At 38.6% G+C, this 19,150-nt stretch carries 22 protein-coding genes and 1 pseudogene; 14 read left to right on the top strand and 9 right to left on the bottom strand.

Annotated elements, in window-relative coordinates:
* The first annotated feature begins 102 nt into the window (after positions 1 to 102).
* From btuD to BDD26_RS13660, 13 genes are all read left to right on the top strand, one after another.
* Positions 103 to 870: a vitamin B12 ABC transporter ATP-binding protein BtuD gene (btuD, locus tag BDD26_RS13595; protein ID WP_115826820.1), complete on the top strand. Its 768-nt coding sequence runs from the start codon at positions 103 to 105 to the stop codon at positions 868 to 870.
* 138 nt (positions 871 to 1,008) lie between these two features.
* Positions 1,009 to 2,154, top strand: coding sequence for a UDP-4-amino-4-deoxy-L-arabinose aminotransferase (arnB, locus tag BDD26_RS13600; RefSeq protein WP_115826821.1), 1,146 nt, complete (start codon positions 1,009 to 1,011; stop codon positions 2,152 to 2,154).
* Positions 2,155 to 2,160: 6 nt separating this feature from the next.
* Positions 2,161 to 3,135, top strand: a complete 975-nt coding sequence (arnC, locus tag BDD26_RS13605) for an undecaprenyl-phosphate 4-deoxy-4-formamido-L-arabinose transferase (RefSeq protein ID WP_115826822.1) — start codon at positions 2,161 to 2,163, stop codon at positions 3,133 to 3,135.
* On the top strand, positions 3,132 to 5,135 hold the full coding sequence (gene arnA / locus BDD26_RS13610) for a bifunctional UDP-4-amino-4-deoxy-L-arabinose formyltransferase/UDP-glucuronic acid oxidase ArnA (protein ID WP_038259538.1): 2,004 nt from the start codon (positions 3,132 to 3,134) through the stop codon (positions 5,133 to 5,135). The genes arnC and arnA overlap by 4 nt, the downstream gene beginning before the upstream one ends.
* Positions 5,135 to 6,028: a 4-deoxy-4-formamido-L-arabinose-phosphoundecaprenol deformylase gene (gene arnD, locus BDD26_RS13615; protein WP_115826823.1), complete on the top strand. Its 894-nt coding sequence runs from the start codon at positions 5,135 to 5,137 to the stop codon at positions 6,026 to 6,028. The genes arnA and arnD overlap by 1 nt, the downstream gene beginning before the upstream one ends.
* Positions 6,029 to 6,035: 7 nt before the next feature.
* Entirely contained in the window at positions 6,036 to 7,697 is a 1,662-nt protein-coding gene (gene arnT, locus BDD26_RS13620) for a lipid IV(A) 4-amino-4-deoxy-L-arabinosyltransferase (RefSeq protein WP_115826824.1), read from the top strand.
* 1 nt (position 7,698) lies between these two features.
* Positions 7,699 to 8,049, top strand: a complete 351-nt coding sequence (gene arnE, locus BDD26_RS13625; RefSeq protein WP_038259535.1) for a 4-amino-4-deoxy-L-arabinose-phosphoundecaprenol flippase subunit ArnE — start codon at positions 7,699 to 7,701, stop codon at positions 8,047 to 8,049.
* Positions 8,046 to 8,441 carry a 4-amino-4-deoxy-L-arabinose-phosphoundecaprenol flippase subunit ArnF gene (gene arnF / locus BDD26_RS13630; protein WP_038259534.1) on the top strand — a complete coding sequence of 132 codons (396 nt, stop codon included), beginning with the start codon at positions 8,046 to 8,048 and terminating at the stop codon, positions 8,439 to 8,441. Before arnE ends, arnF begins: the two co-directional genes overlap by 4 nt.
* Complete coding sequence (locus tag BDD26_RS13635; protein ID WP_115826825.1) at positions 8,441 to 8,926, top strand: C40 family peptidase; 486 nt, start codon at positions 8,441 to 8,443, stop codon at positions 8,924 to 8,926. Before arnF ends, BDD26_RS13635 begins: the two co-directional genes overlap by 1 nt.
* Positions 8,927 to 9,004: 78 nt before the next feature.
* Positions 9,005 to 10,021: a lipoate--protein ligase gene (lplA, locus tag BDD26_RS13640; protein WP_038259532.1), complete on the top strand. Its 1,017-nt coding sequence runs from the start codon at positions 9,005 to 9,007 to the stop codon at positions 10,019 to 10,021.
* 641 nt (positions 10,022 to 10,662) lie between these two features.
* Positions 10,663 to 11,079 (top strand): DoxX family protein, encoded by a 417-nt coding sequence (locus BDD26_RS13650; protein ID WP_038259531.1) that lies wholly within the window; start codon positions 10,663 to 10,665, stop codon positions 11,077 to 11,079.
* 13 nt (positions 11,080 to 11,092) lie between these two features.
* Complete coding sequence (locus BDD26_RS13655) at positions 11,093 to 11,383, top strand: DUF3817 domain-containing protein (protein ID WP_038259530.1); 291 nt, start codon at positions 11,093 to 11,095, stop codon at positions 11,381 to 11,383.
* 165 nt (positions 11,384 to 11,548) lie between these two features.
* Positions 11,549 to 11,770 (top strand): helix-turn-helix domain-containing protein, encoded by a 222-nt coding sequence (locus BDD26_RS13660; RefSeq protein ID WP_244922813.1) that lies wholly within the window; start codon positions 11,549 to 11,551, stop codon positions 11,768 to 11,770.
* A 131-nt stretch (positions 11,771 to 11,901) separates the two neighbouring features.
* Here the strand turns inward: BDD26_RS13660 and BDD26_RS13665 are convergent, their stop codons facing one another.
* The 9 genes and pseudogenes from BDD26_RS13665 to BDD26_RS19590 form a co-directional block, all read right to left on the bottom strand.
* Positions 11,902 to 12,534 carry a pyridoxal 5'-phosphate synthase gene (locus BDD26_RS13665; protein ID WP_115826826.1) on the bottom strand — a complete coding sequence of 211 codons (633 nt, stop codon included), beginning with the start codon at positions 12,532 to 12,534 and terminating at the stop codon, positions 11,902 to 11,904.
* Positions 12,535 to 12,570: 36 nt separating this feature from the next.
* A complete protein-coding gene (locus tag BDD26_RS13670; protein WP_115826827.1) occupies positions 12,571 to 13,413 on the bottom strand; it encodes a PhzF family phenazine biosynthesis protein in 843 nt (280 codons plus the stop codon).
* 51 nt (positions 13,414 to 13,464) lie between these two features.
* A complete protein-coding gene (locus BDD26_RS13675) occupies positions 13,465 to 15,387 on the bottom strand; it encodes an anthranilate synthase family protein (RefSeq protein WP_115826828.1) in 1,923 nt (640 codons plus the stop codon).
* Positions 15,384 to 16,004 carry an isochorismatase family protein gene (locus BDD26_RS13680; RefSeq protein ID WP_115826829.1) on the bottom strand — a complete coding sequence of 207 codons (621 nt, stop codon included), beginning with the start codon at positions 16,002 to 16,004 and terminating at the stop codon, positions 15,384 to 15,386. The genes BDD26_RS13675 and BDD26_RS13680 overlap by 4 nt, the downstream gene beginning before the upstream one ends.
* Before the next feature lie 86 nt (positions 16,005 to 16,090).
* Positions 16,091 to 16,372, bottom strand: a complete 282-nt coding sequence (locus BDD26_RS20530; RefSeq protein WP_280524522.1) for a PhzA/PhzB family protein — start codon at positions 16,370 to 16,372, stop codon at positions 16,091 to 16,093.
* On the bottom strand, positions 16,341 to 16,553 hold the full coding sequence (locus BDD26_RS20535) for a PhzA/PhzB family protein (RefSeq protein WP_280524523.1): 213 nt from the start codon (positions 16,551 to 16,553) through the stop codon (positions 16,341 to 16,343). The genes BDD26_RS20530 and BDD26_RS20535 overlap by 32 nt, the downstream gene beginning before the upstream one ends.
* 458 nt (positions 16,554 to 17,011) lie before the next feature.
* The gene (locus tag BDD26_RS20850) at positions 17,012 to 17,122 is read right to left on the bottom strand and encodes a hypothetical protein (RefSeq protein WP_425330425.1); all 111 of its coding nucleotides are present in this window, start codon (positions 17,120 to 17,122) and stop codon (positions 17,012 to 17,014) included.
* 1 nt (position 17,123) lies between these two features.
* Positions 17,124 to 17,357, bottom strand: coding sequence for a transposase (locus BDD26_RS20540; RefSeq protein ID WP_425330442.1), 234 nt, complete (start codon positions 17,355 to 17,357; stop codon positions 17,124 to 17,126).
* Positions 17,358 to 17,450, bottom strand: a pseudogene (locus BDD26_RS19590) (DDE-type integrase/transposase/recombinase); the annotation flags it as partial. It lies immediately after the preceding gene.
* Between the two features lie 395 nt (positions 17,451 to 17,845).
* Here BDD26_RS19590 and BDD26_RS13700 point away from each other — a divergent pair.
* Positions 17,846 to 19,042, top strand: coding sequence for an L-tyrosine/L-tryptophan isonitrile synthase family protein (locus BDD26_RS13700; protein ID WP_115826831.1), 1,197 nt, complete (start codon positions 17,846 to 17,848; stop codon positions 19,040 to 19,042).
* Positions 19,043 to 19,150 lie beyond the last annotated feature (108 nt).

The raw sequence follows: 19,150 nt of genomic DNA on the forward strand, positions 1-19,150 counted from the left end.
CATGTTCATCATAACTATGCATTAGGTATTAATGAATGACCTGGTAGATTACGGAAAGGCACGAAGAGAATAACAAAGAAATAAAAGAGTAGGGAAGATAGCATGACTCATCGACCACTTTTAGTATTGGATAATATCACGGTCAGTAACAGGCTGGCCTCACTGTCTGCATCAGTAAAGGCTGGCGAGAAAGTTCACTTAGTTGGGTTGAACGGTTCAGGAAAAAGCACTTTACTTGCAGCAATTGCCGGAGTTTTGCCTCACGGTGGCAATATTTATATCAATGGCAAAGAATTGCGTGATTATCGACAAAGTGAATTAGCGCAATGCCGGGCATGGTTCTCTCAATCTGCTTCAGCTCCTGTTATGCCTGTTTTTCAATATTTGGATATGTACCGCCCTGAGTTGGCACGATTGTCTGAAGGAGAAGAGGTGTTATATGAACTTTGTCGGCAACTGAAATTGACCACATTACTGTCTTCAACAATTGGGCAATTATCGGGAGGAGAATGGCAGCGGGTCAGGTTGGCTGGTGCTTTTTTGCAGGTATGGCCTGAATTGAATTCAGATGGGAAATTATTACTTCTTGATGAACCAACTAATAACCTTGATATCACCCAACAAGCTATTTTAGATAAATTAATTAACCAGTTTTGTACATTAGGTGGTTCTGTTTTATTGAGTAGCCACGATCTTAATCACACTTACGAACAGGCTAGTAATGTATGGTTACTTTTACGCGGTAAATTATTTATGTCGGGTATTCCACGGAGTATTATGAATGAAATTAATTTATCTGAAATTTTTGAAATAAACATTAGACATATCAAAAATAATAACTATAAATTATGGAGGGTCGATCATACTTAATTTTCATAAATAGAAAATCACCTTAATTGATTGCTTTCTTTTTGGGTGTGTTGATTGCCCTTGAATTTGTTTGCTTGTTGTTATTTTGTTTAGTGAATGTTTTTCATCATAAAATAAATCAGGCTACACAAGGCGATTATGGATAACTTTTTACCATTCTCTCGTCCATCAATTGGGAATGAAGAGATCAAAGCAGTAGAGAAAGTTTTACGTTCAGGCTGGATTACAACAGGGCCACAAAATCAGCAGTTAGAACAGGATTTTGCTCGGATGTTTGGTTGCAGACATGCGATAGCTTTGTATTCTGCTACGGCGGGAATGCATCTGGCCTTGCTGGCGTTAGGTATTGGATCTGGTGATGAAGTAATCACTCCTTCCCAAACCTGGGTTTCTACTATCAATATGATTTGCCTGTTAGGTGCTGAACCAGTCATGGTCGATGTGGATCGTGATACTCTGATGGTTAATGCCAAAACGATTAAACAGGCTATTACACCGAAAACCAAAGCAATTATCCCTGTCCACTATGCAGGTGCGCCCTGTGATCTTGATGCCTTGCGTGCGGTTGCTAAAGAAGCTGATATTCCCTTGATTGAAGATGCCGCTCATGCAGTGGGAACCCGCTATAAGAATGAATGGGTTGGTGAACAGGGAACGGCTATCTTTTCTTTCCACGCCATCAAAAACATGACATGTGCGGAAGGTGGCATGTTGGTTACAGATAATGATGAACTTGCGCAGCGAGTTCGTTGTTTGAAGTTTCATGGGTTGGCCGTTGATGCTTTTGATCGGCAGATCCAGGGCAGGAAACCTCAGGCAGAAGTTATTGAACCGGGCTTTAAATACAATTTATCAGATATTCATGCGGCGGTGGCGGTTGTCCAGCTAAGCAAATTAGCATCCATGAATGCCCGCCGCCGGGAGCTGGTAGCGCGATATTCTTCTGCTCTTAAAGATACCCCTTTACAGATGTTAAGTGTGCCTGAGTATGAACATTGGCACTCTCATCATTTATTCATGGTACGTGTTGATCAAAGTATTTGCGGTATTGACCGCGATACTTTCATGACGCGCTTAAAAGAACGCAATATCGGCACAGGATTACATTTCAGAGCGGTGCATACACAACAATATTATCGGCAACGTTATCCAGTGCTGTCTCTGCCTGAATCTGAGTGGAATTCGGCAACACTTTGTTCGTTACCCCTTTTTCCAGATATGAACAATGATGATGCAGATCGTGTCGTGAATGCAGTGTTGGAAATTCTTGCGGAGTGTAGATAGTGGTGTTTGAAAAAAATAAAAAAAGTTTCGGTTGTTATTCCGGTTTATAACGAAGAAGAAAGCTTGTCCCAATTATTGGAAAGGACGATATCTGCATGTCAACAACTTGAGCAGAAATATGAATTAATTTTAGTAGATGATGGTAGCCGCGACAGCTCCGCCGATATTTTGACTCAAGTGGCTGAAGATCCTAAAAATCATGTCATTGCAATTTTGCTGAACCGTAATTATGGGCAGCACTCTGCAATTATGGCGGGATTTCATCAGGCCGATGGTGATCTTATCATCACCCTTGATGCAGATTTACAAAATCCACCGGAAGAGATCCCCCGTTTAGTGAAAACAGCCGAAGAGGGATATGATGTTGTCGGTACACGCCGTGCCAATCGTCAGGATCCTTGGTTCCGTAAAACCGCCTCTAAGATCATTAATGCAATGATCACGAAAGCAACGGGGCGTTCAATGGGGGATTACGGCTGTATGTTACGGGCATATCGCCGCCATATTGTGCGAGCGATGTTGCAGTGTCATGAACGCAGCACATTCATTCCTATTCTGGCTAACACATTCGCCCGCAAAACAATCGAAATTGATGTAGCTCATGCAGAGCGTGAGTTCGGTGATTCAAAATACAGCTTTATGAAGCTGATAAACCTGATGTATGACCTGTTAACTTGTCTGACAACAGCACCGTTACGGTTATTGAGTGTTGTGGGAAGTATTATTGCTGTGACGGGTTTCCTGTTGGCTATTTTGTTGATTGCCTTACGCCTTATTTTTGGTTCCATGTGGGCTGCTGAGGGCGTGTTTACTTTATTTGCCATCCTTTTCATGTTCATTGGTGCACAGTTCGTTGCGATGGGGTTACTCGGAGAATATATCGGCCGGATATATAACGATGTCCGTGCACGTCCACGTTATTTTATTCAAAAAGTGGTCGGAGCTAAAAAAACCGACGATAATCAGGAAAAAAGAGAATGAAAGCCGTTATTTTTGCCTATCATGATATTGGTTGTGTCGGACTTAATGCATTAGTGAGAGCGGGGTTTGATATTCAGGCTGTCTTTACACATGTCGATGATCCGAATGAAAATAATTTTTTCTCTTCTGTGGCACATATTGGTGCGGATTTAGGCTTACCTGTATTTGCTCCGGAGAATGTCAATCATCCACTCTGGATTGAACGTATTAGTGAAATGCAGCCGGAGGTTATTTTCTCATTTTATTATCGCGATCTGCTCAGTCAGGATATTTTATCACTGGCAACAAAAGGAGCATTTAACTTACATGGTTCTTTATTACCTAAATATCGTGGTCGTGCACCTGTTAACTGGGCGATATTAAATGGTGAGACAGAAACAGGTGTAACACTGCATAAAATGGTAGCAAGGGCAGATGCCGGAGATATTGTTGCTCAACAGGCAGTACAGATTGAGAAAACAGACACTTCATTGGGTATTCATGGAAAAATTCGTGAAGCCGCAGTTGAACTATTGAATAATATTCTGCCTCAGATAAAAGCGAATAATTACCCCTCTATTGCGCAGGATGAAAATCAGGCAACCTATTTTGGTCGCAGGACAGCAGAGGACGGGAAAATTTTCTGGCATAAATCTGCTGAAGAGATTAATAACCTCGTCCGGGCGGTAACAGAACCTTATCCAGGCGCATTTACTTTCCTCGGTGAGCGTAAAATTACTATCTGGCGTTCACGCCCGATTAATAAAGCTCATGATAAACAGCCAGGAACCGTGCTTTCTGTGGATCCACTGATTATTGCGTGTGGAGAAGGGGCATTAGAGATTGTCAGTGGACAGAGTGAATCCGGTATTTATGTGCAGGGTAGCCGACTCGCTTTGGAAATGGGGATTGTGGCAGGCATTCGGATTGGGCCGAAAGCCACAACACAAATCAGCCGCCGTAAACGTGTCTTGATTCTGGGGGTTAACGGATTTATCGGTAATCATCTGACAGAACGTCTGTTGAACGATGGTAATTATGATATCTATGGAATGGATATTGGCACTTCTGCCATTGAGCGTTTTATCGGTAATCCAAATTTTCATTTTATTGAAGGGGATGTCAGCATTCACACAGAATGGATCGAATACCACATTAAAAAATGTGATGTTGTGCTGCCATTAGTGGCGATAGCTACACCTATCGAATATACCCGTAACCCGTTGCGTGTTTTTGAGTTGGATTTTGAAGAAAACCTGAAAATTGTTCGCTATTGCGTGAAATACAATAAACGGATTATTTTCCCGTCCACTTCTGAAGTTTATGGCATGTGTGACGACAAGGAATTCGATGAGGATACTTCTCGTTTAATTGTGGGGCCAATCAACAAACAGCGTTGGATCTATTCAGTTTCTAAGCAATTGCTTGATCGTGTTATTTGGGCATACGGCGAAAAAGAGGGCTTGAAATTTACTTTGTTCCGGCCATTTAACTGGATGGGGCCGAGGTTAGACAATTTGAACTCAGCCCGTATTGGTAGTTCAAGGGCAATTACTCAGTTAATTTTAAATCTGGTGGAAGGTTCCCCCATTAAGTTGGTTGACGGGGGAGAGCAGAAGCGCTGTTTCACTGATATTCATGATGGAATTGAAGCGTTATTCAGAATTATCGAGAACCGGAATGGCTTGTGTGACGGCCAGATTATCAATATCGGTAATCCGACGAATGAGGCCAGTATCCGTCAATTAGCTGAAATATTGCTGAATAGCTTTGAAAAACATGAACTACGTAGATATTTTCCTCCGTTTGCCGGATTCAAGAAAATCGAAAGCAGTAGTTATTATGGTCAGGGGTATCAGGATGTTGAACACCGCAAGCCTAGCATTAAAAACGCGGCACATCTGTTGGGATGGAAACCCACGATCAATATGGAACAAACCATTGATGAGACATTGGATTTCTTCTTGCGTGATGCTGTGAAAGAGCTAAAAAAGAAGAAAGAATATGCAGGGCATATATGATGCAAAAAGTTGGCTTGAGAATTGATGTAGATACTTACCAGGGCACCAGGGAAGGTGTGCCGCAATTACTTAAGATTTTACGGCGTCATCATATCCAGGCTAGTTTCTTTTTCAGTGTTGGCCCAGACAATATGGGACGCCACTTGTGGCGTCTGCTAAGGCCTAAATTTCTGTGGAAAATGTTGAGATCAAATGCAGTATCTCTTTATGGTCTGAATATTCTATTAGCCGGCACAGCCTGGCCGGGAAAGAAAATTGCAAAAGATTTAGGTTATCTGATGAAAAAAACTCTGGATGCAGGCCATGAAGTTGGTCTGCACGCGTGGGATCATCAGAGTTGGCAGGCAAAAGCAGGGCATTGGTCAGAATCAGAACTGGCAGAACAAATCCAACTTGGCATTGATGCCCTGGAAAAGGCGACAGGACACTCCGTAACATGCTCTGCCGTTGCTGGCTGGCGGGCAGATGAACGTGTACTGGCAGTCAAGCAGCAATTTGGTTTTGACTACAACAGTGATTGTCGGGGAACACATCCGTTCAGGCCATTGTTGCCGGATGGGAGCTTAGGGACTGTTCAAATTCCTGTAACATTACCGACTTATGACGAAGTTGTCGGAACGCAAGTCAATGATGCGGATTTTAACCTCTTTATTCTTGATGCAATCAAAAATGTTCAGGGTGTTCCTGTTTATACCATTCATACAGAAGTTGAAGGAATGTCCAAAGCGCCGCAGTTTGAAGCACTGCTGGATATACTCTGCCAGCAAGATATTCAGTTTTGCAAGTTATGTGATTTATTACCAGAAAAGAGAAACACATTGCCTGTTGGGAGAATTATCCGTTCAGATTTTCCTGGTCGTGAAGGCTGGTTAGGTTGCCAACAAGAGGTATAAAACAAATATGTCGAATACTTGGACGAGTAGAGCCGGGGCCGTTCTGATGGCTCTTTTTTTTATCTTTACTTACCTGATCCCTCTGAATAGCCGTCTTTTGTGGCAACCAGACGAGACACGATATGCCGAAATCAGCCGGGAAATGTTACAACGTGGCGATTGGATAGTTCCTTATTTTTTGGATATCCGTTATTTTGAAAAACCAGTGGCTGGATATTGGATAAATAACATTAGCCAGTGGATCTTTGGGGATAATAATTTTGCGGTGCGTTTTGGTGCTGTATTCAGCATTATAATTAGTGCATTTCTTCTTTATAGGTTAGCTATGATGATGTGGCAGTCTCGCCAGACTGCATTTATTGCCAGCCTGATTTATATCTCCATGTTTATCGTTTTTTCTGTCGGCACTTATAGTGTTCTTGATCCAATGTTTTCACTGTGGATCACGGCAGGAATAGTGAGCTGTTATTGGGCACTGAAGGCCGGTAGTTGCCGTGAACGGATTTGGGCCTGGTCTGTACTGGGTATAACCTGTGGCATGGCGTTTTTGACAAAAGGTTTTCTGGCATTGGTTTTACCGGTAATAGCCATGATACCTATCACGATATACCAGAAACGTTTTCTGGAAATGGTTCGTTTTGGTCCGCTTGCAATTATTTGTGCTGTTTTGATTAGTTCGCCTTGGGTGATCGCAATTGCTTCGCAAGAGCCTGATTATTGGCGTTACTTTTTCTGGGTGGAGCATATACAGCGTTTTGCTTCTGATCATGCACAGCATTCCGCCCCATTCTGGTATTACCTGCCAATATTGATTTTAGGTGTTATTCCGTGGCTGGGATTATTACCCGGCGCTTTGCTCAAGAGTTGGCAAGAGAAAAAAAATCATCCTGAGATGTTCTTCTTGTTTTGCTGGTTTTTTGTCCCATTGCTATTTTTTAGTATTTCTAAAGGAAAACTGCCTACTTACATTCTGCCATTTATCGGGCCTTTAGCGTTGATGATGGCAAAATATGCTGTTGATAATATGAAGAATGGCAATATGAAGGCATTAAAGCTCAATGGATTGATAAATGTTTTCATTGGATTGATAGCAATACTGGCGCTTGTATTTCTGGAAGTTGCTTCCAGTCGTCCTCTTTATCAACCCCATGAATGGCTTAAATGGGTGATAGGACTTTTCGCTTTTGGGTTTTGGGGGATAGTGGGCTATTTCTGTTTTATACGCAATGGCAAACATTGGCAATGGGCGGCTGCTTGTTCAATTGTGCTGAGTTTATCAATAGGCAGTGCCTTACCAGATAAGACCATTGATTCTAAACTGCCGCAGAATTTTATCAGGCAGAATGAAAAAGAGCTGGCTGAAAGCAAGTATATTTTATCTGCATCGGTTGGTTTAGGAGCCGCAGTTGCATGGGAATTAAAACGCAGTGATATTGACTTATTTCAAAACAAGGGTGAACTGAAATACGGATTGAATTATCCAGATAGCCGCAATCGGTATATAACACAGGAACAATTTCCCTCATGGTTAGCCAGTGCACGGAAAGAGGGACAGGTTGCAATTGTTTTCTTATTGCCTACAAAAGGGATGCTTCCTGAGTTGCCTAAACCTGATTTGATACAGCGTAAATATCGTTTTGTCCTTGTGATTTATAAGAAGCAGCCATGACATGAACAGTAGTATAGGGTTATTGATACTGGTTAGTTTATTAACTTGTGCAGGACAAATTTGTCAGAAACAAGCTGTTACCTGTTGGGGGAGAAAAGATGTTCCCTATAAACCGGCAATTGTAGTGGCATGGTTGGTTAGTGCTGTTCTTCTGTTGGGTATAGGGATGATATTCTGGCTACGTTTGCTGCAATTGCTACCGCTGAGTATTGCTTATCCTATGCTGAGTATTAATTTTGTACTCGTAACGCTGATCGGACAGTTTCTGTATCATGAAAAAGCCGGGATAAAACACTGGATAGGTGTGTTTTTGATTATGCTGGGAATTTTATTGATGAGCTTAAATCAATGAAAGGGTATTTTTGGGGAGTGGTTAGTGTCCTGCTGATTACTGTTGCCCAACTATCATTGAAGTGGGGAGTGGCGCAATTACCTGAACTTTCTTTATCTAGACATTGGTCAGATATCGGTTGGCTTTGGTTGCATCATCAGCCTTTATTGATGGTGATGGTGGGACTAGTGAGTTACGCATTATCCATGTTCAGTTGGATTTTTGTTTTGAAATATCTGCCGTTGAATAAAGCCTATCCGCTTATCAGTCTGAGCTATATTTTTGTTTATCTATTGGCGGTATTATTACCCTGGTTTAATGAAGATATCTCACTACTGAAAACAATAGGGATCCTGTTAATTTCATTGGGAGTTTGGTTTATTAGCAGGCCAGAAGGCAGAGAGGCTGATTGATGATTATAAGAATAAGATATTTATGCTTGTTACTGAGCTTATTTCTGATTGGGTGTTCTAATCCTGTTTCGAAATCAAACTTACCTCCATTACGAGCAGCACTTTCTGATCCGATTATTGTTATTGCACAGTTAGAAAAGCAGCTTACACAATGGCAGGGTACGCCTTACCGTTATGGTGGCATGGATCAGCGAGGTGTTGATTGTTCTGGCTTTGTTTATCGTACTTTTCATGATCGTTTTAATATCCTGCTTCCTCGGACAACGAGTGAACAGACCCAATTGGGGACACGGATTAATAAAAAAGATTTAATGCCGGGTGATCTGGTATTTTTCAAAACCGGTAGCGGTGATAATGGGTTACACGTTGGTATTTATGATATCAACAATGAATTTATTCACGCATCGACCAGCAAAGGTGTAATACGTTCCTCTCTTGATAATATCTATTGGCGTCGTGTTTTTTGGCAGGCCCGCAGAATATGATCCCAACCTGAGTCACCAATTGAATCAGAACATTATGATATCCTGAGACACTGTTTTTGCTTTGTCCGGAGACAAATAATGTCCACATTACGCTTACTGCTGTCTGATTCCCACGATCCCTGGTTTAATCTCGCTGTTGAAGAGTGTATTTTCCGTCAAATGTCGCCAGAGCAACGTGTTTTGTTCTTATGGCGTAATGCAAATACTGTTGTCATCGGGCGGGCTCAAAATCCGTGGAAAGAGTGTAATACACGGCGCATGGAACAAGATGGTATAAAACTGGCGCGACGTAGTAGTGGCGGTGGGGCAGTTTTTCATGATCTGGGGAATACATGTTTTACCTTTATGGCGGGTAAACCAGAATATGACAAAACGGTTTCTACTCAAATCATTCTGGATGGATTAAAAAAATCCGGTATTCATGCAATGGCTTCTGGCCGAAATGATCTGGTTTTGCCTTTATCGGATGGGGAGCGCAAAATTTCTGGGTCAGCGTATCGGGAAACCAAGGACAGAGGTTTTCATCACGGTACATTGCTGATTAATGCAGATTTGAATCGCCTTGTGGATTATCTCAACCCTGATCCTAAAAAATTGCAGGCAAAAGGCATTACTTCTGTTCGTTCCAGAGTGACAAACTTGTCAGAATTATTACCGGATATTACACATGAAAAAGTGTGCGAAGGAATTATAGAGGCATTTTCTGAATATTTTGGCGAAGTTGTGCAACCAGAGCTTATTTCTCCACAAGCTTTACCGGATTTACCGGGCTTTGTTGATATTTTTAGTAAGCAAAGTAGTTGGGCATGGAATTTTGGCCAGGCACCTGCATTTAGCCATACACTGGATACCCGATTTCTTTGGGGGGGCATTGAATTACATGTTGATATTGAAAGTGGAATTATCAATCGTTGCCAGATTTTCACTGATAGTTTAGAACCTGCCCCATTCGAATTATTGGCAGAAGAATTGATTGGTGTACTGTATCAGCCGGATGCCGTTGGGCAAGTGATCCAGCGCATCAGAGAGCAAAATCCGTTGTTGGATATGGAATTGCAGCAATTTGCTCATTGGGTAGTTAATGAGCTGAAATAAAAAGTAATTTAGAGGATCTAACAACAAAAAATGGTCAACGGCAGGGACGTTGACCAGAAAAGGGGACACTGACTATAAACACATTTTGTAAATCGGGATTGGACGATTAGTTATCTTTTGTCATTATTCAGTCACCTGTTTTTCCATGGGTTGCCGAAGAGCGCCATCGTATACGAATTGGCAGGGCTTTGCCACGCGCCAGAAATCCCTGGTTGAAAATCTTATCTGGCTGAGTTTATTCGGGTTACTGCTCAGGCGTAATCTGGCAAGGCGTTTACTCCCGACAGTGTCCTTATTGAAAGCTGCTAATAATAGCTGTATTTGGCTGCGGCCTATATTAAATGGTGTCCTTCAAAAGGCCTGGTCAGAAATCGTTTTTTGTCTGGAAGAAGCGAAGGAATATTTATCCCAAAAGGCATTCAAGACACCATAAAGAAAAATAAGAAAAAACAGTACATTAGATGAATATTTTGAAAAAATTAATTATTAAGCTCCAGTATATGATTGACCTATAGTTAACTTCAGGTTTTATAGTGCACATCTGGTATTTCTGTTAATTGACAGAATACAGGATACTGAGTTACTTTCCCTATAAATTGAAAAAAGTAGTATCTTCTGCTTGAAAATCGTAAGGATAAATTATGCAACGATTTGTTGAGAATATTCTGGAGAGTTCTTGGATATGGATTATCACTCGATTACTTATTTTATTTATTTTTATTCCATCGGGGCTTGCCAAGATTATCGATTTTGAAAGTAGTCTGGCAGAAATGCGTGCTGCGGGTTTACACCCTGATTGGTTTTTTAATATTGCATCAGCAATCGTCTTACTTTTCGGCTCAATATTGATCCTGTTAGATCGCTTTGTCTGGTTTGGTGCAGGCATATTGGCTGTCTTTCTTTTGTTAACTATTTTTATTGTCCATACTTTTTGGAATTTCTCTGGCGAAAATGCCAAGATCTCACTCTATTTTGCGTTTGAACATACCACTGTGATCGGAGGATTGCTGGCAACGGCGATTGCGAGTCATTTAAGAAAAAAATTCAATATACATTAAAGGAGGCTACCTTATGTTATCTACACCAATAGGGCGATTAAGAGTAATGGGATTCGTTGAGGGGATTTCTTTTCTGTTACTATTATTTGTAGCAATGCCGTTAAAATATTTCGCGGGATTTCCAATAGCGGTTAAAGTTACAGGTATGGCTCACGGTATCTTATTTATTCTGTTTGTCTTTGCACTAATTCAAGTAGCAATAGTCCACCGTAAATCAATTTTATGGTTATTTGGTGCATTTGTTTCATCTGTTATCCCATTTGGTACGTTTGTATTAGATGCAAAATTAAAAAATGAACAATAGTGAAAATCCCCTTTCGTAGAAAGGGGCATTGATTTATTTATTCCCGAAGGGACGTTATTGAGGGGTAGTGGAACAGTAAACGTCTTTAAGCGGCAAATTTAAATAACCCGAATTCCGTTTAAACCATCACTGAAAATTTTCTACTCAGAAGAAGATCTTCCAGTGATGGTTTCTTCCATTTGGTCGCGCAACGCGATTCAGGCGCTTATTTGGCAAATGTGGCGCATAAAAATGGTGAAAAGAACGCTCACTGACTATCTAAAACGTTGGGGATTTACGCCACAAAAACCGCTAAAAAGAGCCTATGAACAAAATCCCAAAGCCGTTGAAAAATGGCATAAAGAGACCTGCCCGGCGGTAAAAAAAGAAATCCGCCAGAATGAGTGAAAAAGACCCGAAGTCATATGATGAAGCTACAGAAAAGATCTGAACATGTTGCACGTTATTTTCCGCATCGCTGTATCCAATATGCTGCTTGATAAACAATATATATTTGAACACCGGGTTAATAATATAAATTATGGCTGTAGTCTTAAGCTACTCCAGCCAGCTTTACCATATTCAAAACGTAATCTTCTATGCAAACGATTAGAGCTGGCTGCCCAAAACTCAATGGCATGGGGTTCAAGAAGATAAACAGAATACCGTTCCGGACAAGGCAATGCACCACTCCCCTCGAGCTGTTGCGCAGATATAAGGAGCTGTTTATATGAGATCAAAGGCTCACTTTGATAGGAAGCCGTTGACATTGAATGTAAAGGTATTGGTCGTTTATTCCATTCTTCAATAGCGTATTCTTGGGTCAGTTTTTTAACCTTGCCACTTACAGACATTTGACGGCCAAGCTCACGCCAGTAAAAATGGCCACAAGCAAAAGGATTATCGTTTATATCTCTTATTTTACGACTACAGCTATGTGTGGAAAATACAATACCCTCATTTGTAAATTCTAAAATAGCCATTACACGAGATGACATATCTCCGGTGCTGTTTGTAGTCGTCAATACCATTGAACGAGGTTCACAAACGTCTTGATTAATGGCTTCCTGCAACCATTTTCTACCCAAATTAATAGGCTCAGCAGGAAGACAATCATATTCAGGGAAATTATAATCCAGCTTACCTGTCATACTTTCAAAAATTTCGCTCATAATTATTACCTTACATATTTATCTTAAATATTATTCCTAAATAAAATATTGTCCTACTGCAATCTGATACGCATAACCCCCTGCTTCAAGGAAAAATTCTTCATTGATCTTTTTAGCTACTGCATTCATATAAGATGGCCTTTCTATTTCCACACCTTGTATGATTTCAATCCTTTTCCCAAACTCAGATAAGCCATATCGGCAAAGATGCAGGGCTAAAGGGCCAGCTGCCGAACCTGTTGCTGCATCCTCGGCAACACCGTAAGCAGGGGAAAACATACGCAATCTCAAACTATCAGTATCGGTTAGGCAAAAACATAAAGCTGCCATATCATTAAATTGAGAAAGTTTTTTAAGGTCAGGATTAATTTTTTCGAGTATGTCAATATTTTCAACGCCCACAAATACATGTCTTGGTCCCACATTATACATATCTATCGGTAATGTACTTTTTTCCACACCAAGGGCTTCAAGTAATTTTTGATGATACTTATAAGAAGAAATAATGGGATTAGGTTGTTCCATCTGTACATAAGCGGTGTAGGGTTTCTCTTTTACTAAATCAATTGAAAATCGATAAATACCTCTTTGTGTTTCAATATTAATTTGAAATAATCCGGTTTCTTTTGCCAAAGCTAATGCCGTGCCAAGTAATGGATGCCCTGCAAATCCCAATTCGTTAACAGGAGTGAAAATTTTTATATTAAAATCTCCTCCTTTTATAGGGGAGCGAATAAATGTTGTTTCAGAAAGATTAATTTCTGCAGCTAATTTCTGCATGTGATAGTCATCTAAATCGTCACAATAAAAAAATACAGCTACTGGATTGCCTGTAAATAACTCACTACCGAAAGAATTTATAATGGTATATTTATGCATAACTCACCTTAATAATTATTTAATATGATATAGATAAGAAGAAAACCAAATTCACGCCCATTCAAAAACAGCTCGGTCTTTATGAGTAATTACTGAGTAGATAGCATCTTTCAATATTCTATGACCTTCTTTAGTTAATATTGACTCAGGGTGAAATTGCATTGAACAAAAATTCTTTCCTTTCAATCCATGAACATGTTTTGATAACGGATCACGATAAACCAAAATATCACCCACAGGGCTTGTTATACATTCTGATTCGGAAATAGCAGTAAAAGTATTATAGAAACCAACATATTCTGTTTTTCCGAAAATAGATATTTTCTTTTGTATTCCTTGATTTGGAGGAGAAAGACGTTCTATTGGCAATCCTAGGAGTGTACATAAGATTTGATGGCCAAAACAAATCGAAATAAAAGGCTGATTTTGTACCATCGTATTCATGATGATATGACGACTTGTTAACACTCTTGGATCAGTTAAGTTACATGGATCACCTGGCCCTGGTCCTACCACAAGTAACTTTGAAGGTTCAATATCACCGATTGAAGAGAATGATTTAACATCAACTTTAAAACCTACTTCACGCAGTTGATATGCCATCATAGATGTAAAAGTATCTTCATTATCTAAAATTACAATCTCTGGTTTACTTATATCATTTAATGAATGGTTTGATGATTGCATCATATCCCCAAACCAAAAACTGGAAAGCCGTTCATTTCTTTTTTTGAGTATTTTATTAATATCTTCTCTTTTAATAGATATTGTATCAGAAACAATCATTCCCATCGCATTTTGAATTGCAGAAGCTTTAGCAATCGTTTCTTGCACCTCTGAAAGCGGATTGGAATCACGAACCAATGTTGCACCCACTCCCACTTGTATTTTTCCGCCTTTTGAAATCTCAGCAGTACGAATAAGAATTGCTGAGTCCAATAGCCATGATTTATTATTTACATTCTCTATCAATGCAGTAAAACCACTATAGTAAGAACGACCATGTTTTTCGTAACGTGCAATCACTCTCGTTGCGTTCTCTAAAGGACTGCCAACAACAGTGGGTGCAAACATTGAGAGCCTTAATATTTCAGATACGGACAGTTCTGTTGAGCCTTTCAGGTTATAGTAGACGTGTGCTAATTTTGACATATTAATTAATGATGGCCCTTGGACTTTAACGTCTGAGGAACAAATATTTGTCATCATTTTTAGTTCTTCATCAAGAACCATTGATAACTCGCCTTCCTCTTTCGTATCTTGTAAGAAATTAAAAAGGCCTTCTTTAGTCTGACCAGAAGCAGGAAATCTATATGTACCACTTATTGGCATCATTGAAACTGATTTGGCATTAAGGCTAATATGCATTTCCGGAGAGGCGCCAACTAAAGTTATCTCTTTCATATGAATAAAGAAAGTCCAGTAAGCTCCTTTCTCTTGTTCCAATAAATTCCGAAAGATTGTCATGCCTACATGATCATCATAATGTGTCATGTCACCATTCAGAGTTCGTTTAATAACGAAATTAGCCCCTTCTCCTGTACCTATTTCATTCTCTATGATCTCTTTGACAATTTTTTCGTAATTCTCATCATTCGGATTGAAATAGGTATTGCTAATATCAACCGGAACTTCAGGTAAAATATCAATAGCATCCTCAAGTAAACATGTTTCATATTGATTGACAACAAGGGCACGGAAAGGCGTGTTGTCGTCAATAACAGTAAAGCCACGCTCTTTAATCTGGCGATAGGGTGTAACAAGCAGAATTCCCCAATTCCCCATTGCCCGTTGTTCACTTTGAAGTTGATCCAATTCTTTTAAATTTTTAAGTATACACTCTGTACCAACAAGAATTTCAACTGTTGCTTTTTTAAATTTATCTGGCCTGTATACTAATGCATAAGTATCGAAATAACCCGCAATGATTTTTTGCAGGATTGTTCCTTCTTCAAAAAAATAAGTGTTCATCATTTACAAATCTCTTGAGTCGGTAATACCTTCGCACAACATTTATCCGCATATATTAATGCCTGTAAATGAATCTGTTTTGAAAAATCTGCAATTGCATCTTGTATAAGAAAGACTTCAATATCTCTTGAATAAGCATCAACGGCGCTGGTCTGTATTCCAATATGAGCAAAAACACCACAGAGAATGATTTGATCGCGTTTTTCTTTCAGAAAAATGTCACCAAGAGATGTTGCATGAAAAGCACTGTATCTCCATTTAGCTAAAATGCTATCTTCTGGTTGGGGTGCTAATTCTTTGACTATGGCAGTGTGTTCATCTTTTCTGCTCATTCCTTTTCCCCATATATCGTAGAGTAACCCGCGTTCTTTTTTGGTCATATCTCCACGTTGTGCGGTATAAACAATCGGGATATTATTTTTTCTGGAATAAGCAATAAGTTTTTGACAATTTCTTATTAGTTCTTGCCTTAAATCAGAATGAAAAAAATTCAGAAAATAGGTTTGCATATCATGTACAAGCAATATGCTTCGATTATTATCATGTTTCCATTTTACTCTACTTATAATATTAAACTCAGGAAATTTAAGTGAGTAGCTCTCTATTTTAGGAATATTCATTTTTCATCCTATTGAAAATATGTTAAAAATAGCCATTATTATAATAAATATGGCCATCTATTATTTATAGTTAAATATTGAGATAATTAAGTTGGCATATGGCTTCTATTTATTTTTGGAATTTCAATGCCCAATGCTTTAAATTGTTGACAAGGATTCATAAATTCACGTTGTAGCTTTATTTTTCCATTTTCAAACTCAAAGTAATGAATAAAATGATTTTCATAGATACCTTCAGGATAATCATCAAAACGAATTATTCCTTTTCCATCACATTCAACCCAGAAAATGTTAGGATCTTGGGTACTATATATGTCAACATTATACCAAACCCAATCAGGAAAGTATTTCAAAAACCCATACAGCATGCTTAGCTAAACTTTCCCTTCCTTTTATCATAAGGGGCTCTCCTGTATCAGAAGTCCAAAGCCCACCACAACCATCCTCGCTAAACAACTCATACCGTTTCAGTCTATCTTGTCCTTTTGTAGCCATATATTTTTCAACAATTAATCTATTTTGTTGCCGTACTTTATTGTTGTCTTTCATAGTAACACCTTCACTTTAATAAGAGAATTAAAATATCTGAATAATAATTTAGGGTAATTATTATTCACTCAGAAATTAATATCCATTAAATCAACAAGTGCTGCATTGCTTAATGATAATGATCATGCCTAAAAAAATAACCATTGATACGCTAATATATATATTTATAAATTGTAAATGTACAGAATGAATTTAATATTAATATGTGACTGATATCACAATTAATAGAATATAAAATCTTTAATGAAAATTTATTTTATTTATGACAGAGTTAAGCTTAACTAAGTATATTTACTATAAACACCTTAAATCATTAAGGTTTTGTCGTATTATTAACCTGGTGTACATATATCTATTATTTGTCATGCAGCATATCGGCTACAGCGATGCTGGAAATAACGAACAACATGTTCAGACCTTTTCTGGAGCCTCATCATATGACTTCGGGTCTTTTTTATTCATTCTTGTGGATTTCTTGCTGGTGAAGAGGCTCGGATAGCATTTTTCAAGTCGCCATTGAGGGACTCATCCGAGTTTAATTCGGGTGAACAGGCAGGCAAATAAAACACTTCAATTTGTTTTTTTGTGTTTCTCTAACCACTTTTTGACAAACCGGGCATGGTGGACACGCAAATTATCCAGTATCAAATAGACTTTACGATCGGCCTCTTTTATCAAGCGTTGAAAAAAGTGCAGTAGCCTTCGGGCCGTCATCGTGTCGTGATACAGCATAAATCTCACACTGCCCTGATTATTAATCGCCGATATCATATTGATAGAAAAGCGCGTTGCACAAAATATCAACTTAAGGAAACGTAAGACGGCTTCTTTATTCCAATAAGCTGTCAACAGAAAATCCACTGTATCGCCATCTGAATCCACAGCCCGGTAGAAATAACGCAATCACCCTTTGATAATACGACAGGACCTTAATGATTTAAGGTGTTTATAGTAAATATACTTAGTTAAGCTTAACTCTGTCATAAATAAAATAAATTTTCATTAAAGATTTTATATTCTATTAATTGTGATATCAGTCACATATTAATATTAAATTCATTCTGTACATTTACAATTTATAAATATATATATTAGCGTATCAATGGTTATTTTTTAGGTATGATTATCTTCATTAAATAATACAGCACTTGTTGATCTAATGGATATTAATTTCTGAGTAATTTAATAATTACTCTAAATTATTATTCAGATGTTTTTTTATTAAATTGATATAAAAATAAGGCAAATAATATTCATTATCTTTAGTGTCAACAATAAACCAGGAGAATAAATTGAAAGTTATATCCGCGAGTACAAATGGTTCAATTGTTGAAGAGTCAATTATGTTTGGTCAATTTGGCTGGCCGGAATGTGAACCTGTTATGAATTCGAATGATTATATAATTTCATCAGATTTAAGAAAGTTTTTACTTGAAAAGTGTTCAGTATCTAAATCATTACCTTCTGAAAATTGGTGGAAAGAGAAATGGAAAAAAAATGTTCCTTTACCGACTCTTGTCCGAGATTATATCAATCATCACTCTATTCAGTTTAATCCTCGAACTGTTTTTGCATCCAGTTCAGAAATATTAAAAAAAATTGAATTGTGCGTAAACGAAAGAAAGAGAATAGATATCATTCTTCCTGTTTTTTGTATCGTTAACAACTGGCAGAAAAGACATAATATTACGTCTGTGACGATGGCAGAAGAGGCTTCTTTATTACATCTGGCGAATTTTTCGTCTTATCTTGAAGAAAATACGGGGGTCAGCATACGTTTTAATATTCTTTCAGATGCTACATTTTATGCTGGGATCATTGGTTCGCCTATGGATGCGTCAGAAAAATATATACAAGATCTGAAAACATTTACCCAGGAACAAAAAATTGATGACATTGTTAATGTTACCGATATGTCTGATATTGTGTCACAGTTTCGGAGTGAATATGAATATGCTTTATCCGAACATCTGAAAGTTTTCACCCTGGATCCGTTTTTCGGAATTAATCCTGAAGAAGCCATTCGTTTTCAAGCTAGTGTCGGAAATGCGGTCAATATTTCTGATTTGCCACTGACGTATGATCAGAAAAAAGCGATGTTTTGTGATTCTGTTTTTCCGAGTCAGGAAATAAAACAGGAAATTATCGACAGAATTAATAAATCTTTCGTGCATTATCGAGCAATGAAAGAAGCAATGGCGGCCATTCAATGGGAAAATGCGCTATTTCCTCATGCAATTCGAGCTTCTATTCACCATAAAACAATGCCTATACTGGGTGTCAGGGTATATCCTAACTACAAGAGCCATTCACCAACACTGCCTTATCATGGTATTGCTGTGATTGAACACCGGGATAATGTTTGGTGGATGAATATCGAACAGGAAATTCACCAGCATGGTAAGAGATTAAGAATTATAAACAATCATGGCGTGAGTGATTTTTATATTGATGCGGATACGCTAGAAAATCTGTCAGCTATTTCTTAATCACGATAATACCTGTTTAAGGTGCAGTTTTTCGGCAAAAATCAGTTTTTATGAATACGTATTTGAGTCGTTATTCAGCACCTTATTTTAAAATTTAATTATTTAAAT

The sequence above is a fragment of the Xenorhabdus cabanillasii genome (assembly GCF_003386665.1).
GTDB classification, from domain to species: domain Bacteria; phylum Pseudomonadota; class Gammaproteobacteria; order Enterobacterales; family Enterobacteriaceae; genus Xenorhabdus; species Xenorhabdus cabanillasii.

Coding starts and splice junctions, on each gene's coding strand:
- btuD (WP_115826820.1), top strand. CDS start 103: ATGACTCATCGACCACTTTTAGTATTGGATAATATCACGGTCAGTAAC.
- arnB (WP_115826821.1), top strand. CDS start 1,009: ATGGATAACTTTTTACCATTCTCTCGTCCATCAATTGGGAATGAAGAG.
- arnA (WP_038259538.1), top strand. CDS start 3,132: ATGAAAGCCGTTATTTTTGCCTATCATGATATTGGTTGTGTCGGACTT.
- arnD (WP_115826823.1), top strand. CDS start 5,135: ATGCAAAAAGTTGGCTTGAGAATTGATGTAGATACTTACCAGGGCACC.
- arnT (WP_115826824.1), top strand. CDS start 6,036: ATGTCGAATACTTGGACGAGTAGAGCCGGGGCCGTTCTGATGGCTCTT.
- arnE (WP_038259535.1), top strand. CDS start 7,699: ATGAACAGTAGTATAGGGTTATTGATACTGGTTAGTTTATTAACTTGT.
- arnF (WP_038259534.1), top strand. CDS start 8,046: ATGAAAGGGTATTTTTGGGGAGTGGTTAGTGTCCTGCTGATTACTGTT.
- BDD26_RS13635 (WP_115826825.1), top strand. CDS start 8,441: ATGATTATAAGAATAAGATATTTATGCTTGTTACTGAGCTTATTTCTG.
- lplA (WP_038259532.1), top strand. CDS start 9,005: ATGTCCACATTACGCTTACTGCTGTCTGATTCCCACGATCCCTGGTTT.
- BDD26_RS13650 (WP_038259531.1), top strand. CDS start 10,663: ATGCAACGATTTGTTGAGAATATTCTGGAGAGTTCTTGGATATGGATT.
- BDD26_RS13655 (WP_038259530.1), top strand. CDS start 11,093: ATGTTATCTACACCAATAGGGCGATTAAGAGTAATGGGATTCGTTGAG.
- BDD26_RS13660 (WP_244922813.1), top strand. CDS start 11,549: ATGGTTTCTTCCATTTGGTCGCGCAACGCGATTCAGGCGCTTATTTGG.
- BDD26_RS13665 (WP_115826826.1), bottom strand. CDS start 12,534: ATGAGCGAAATTTTTGAAAGTATGACAGGTAAGCTGGATTATAATTTC.
- BDD26_RS13670 (WP_115826827.1), bottom strand. CDS start 13,413: ATGCATAAATATACCATTATAAATTCTTTCGGTAGTGAGTTATTTACA.
- BDD26_RS13675 (WP_115826828.1), bottom strand. CDS start 15,387: ATGATGAACACTTATTTTTTTGAAGAAGGAACAATCCTGCAAAAAATC.
- BDD26_RS13680 (WP_115826829.1), bottom strand. CDS start 16,004: ATGAATATTCCTAAAATAGAGAGCTACTCACTTAAATTTCCTGAGTTT.
- BDD26_RS20530 (WP_280524522.1), bottom strand. CDS start 16,372: ATGCTGTATGGGTTTTTGAAATACTTTCCTGATTGGGTTTGGTATAAT.
- BDD26_RS20535 (WP_280524523.1), bottom strand. CDS start 16,553: ATGAAAGACAACAATAAAGTACGGCAACAAAATAGATTAATTGTTGAA.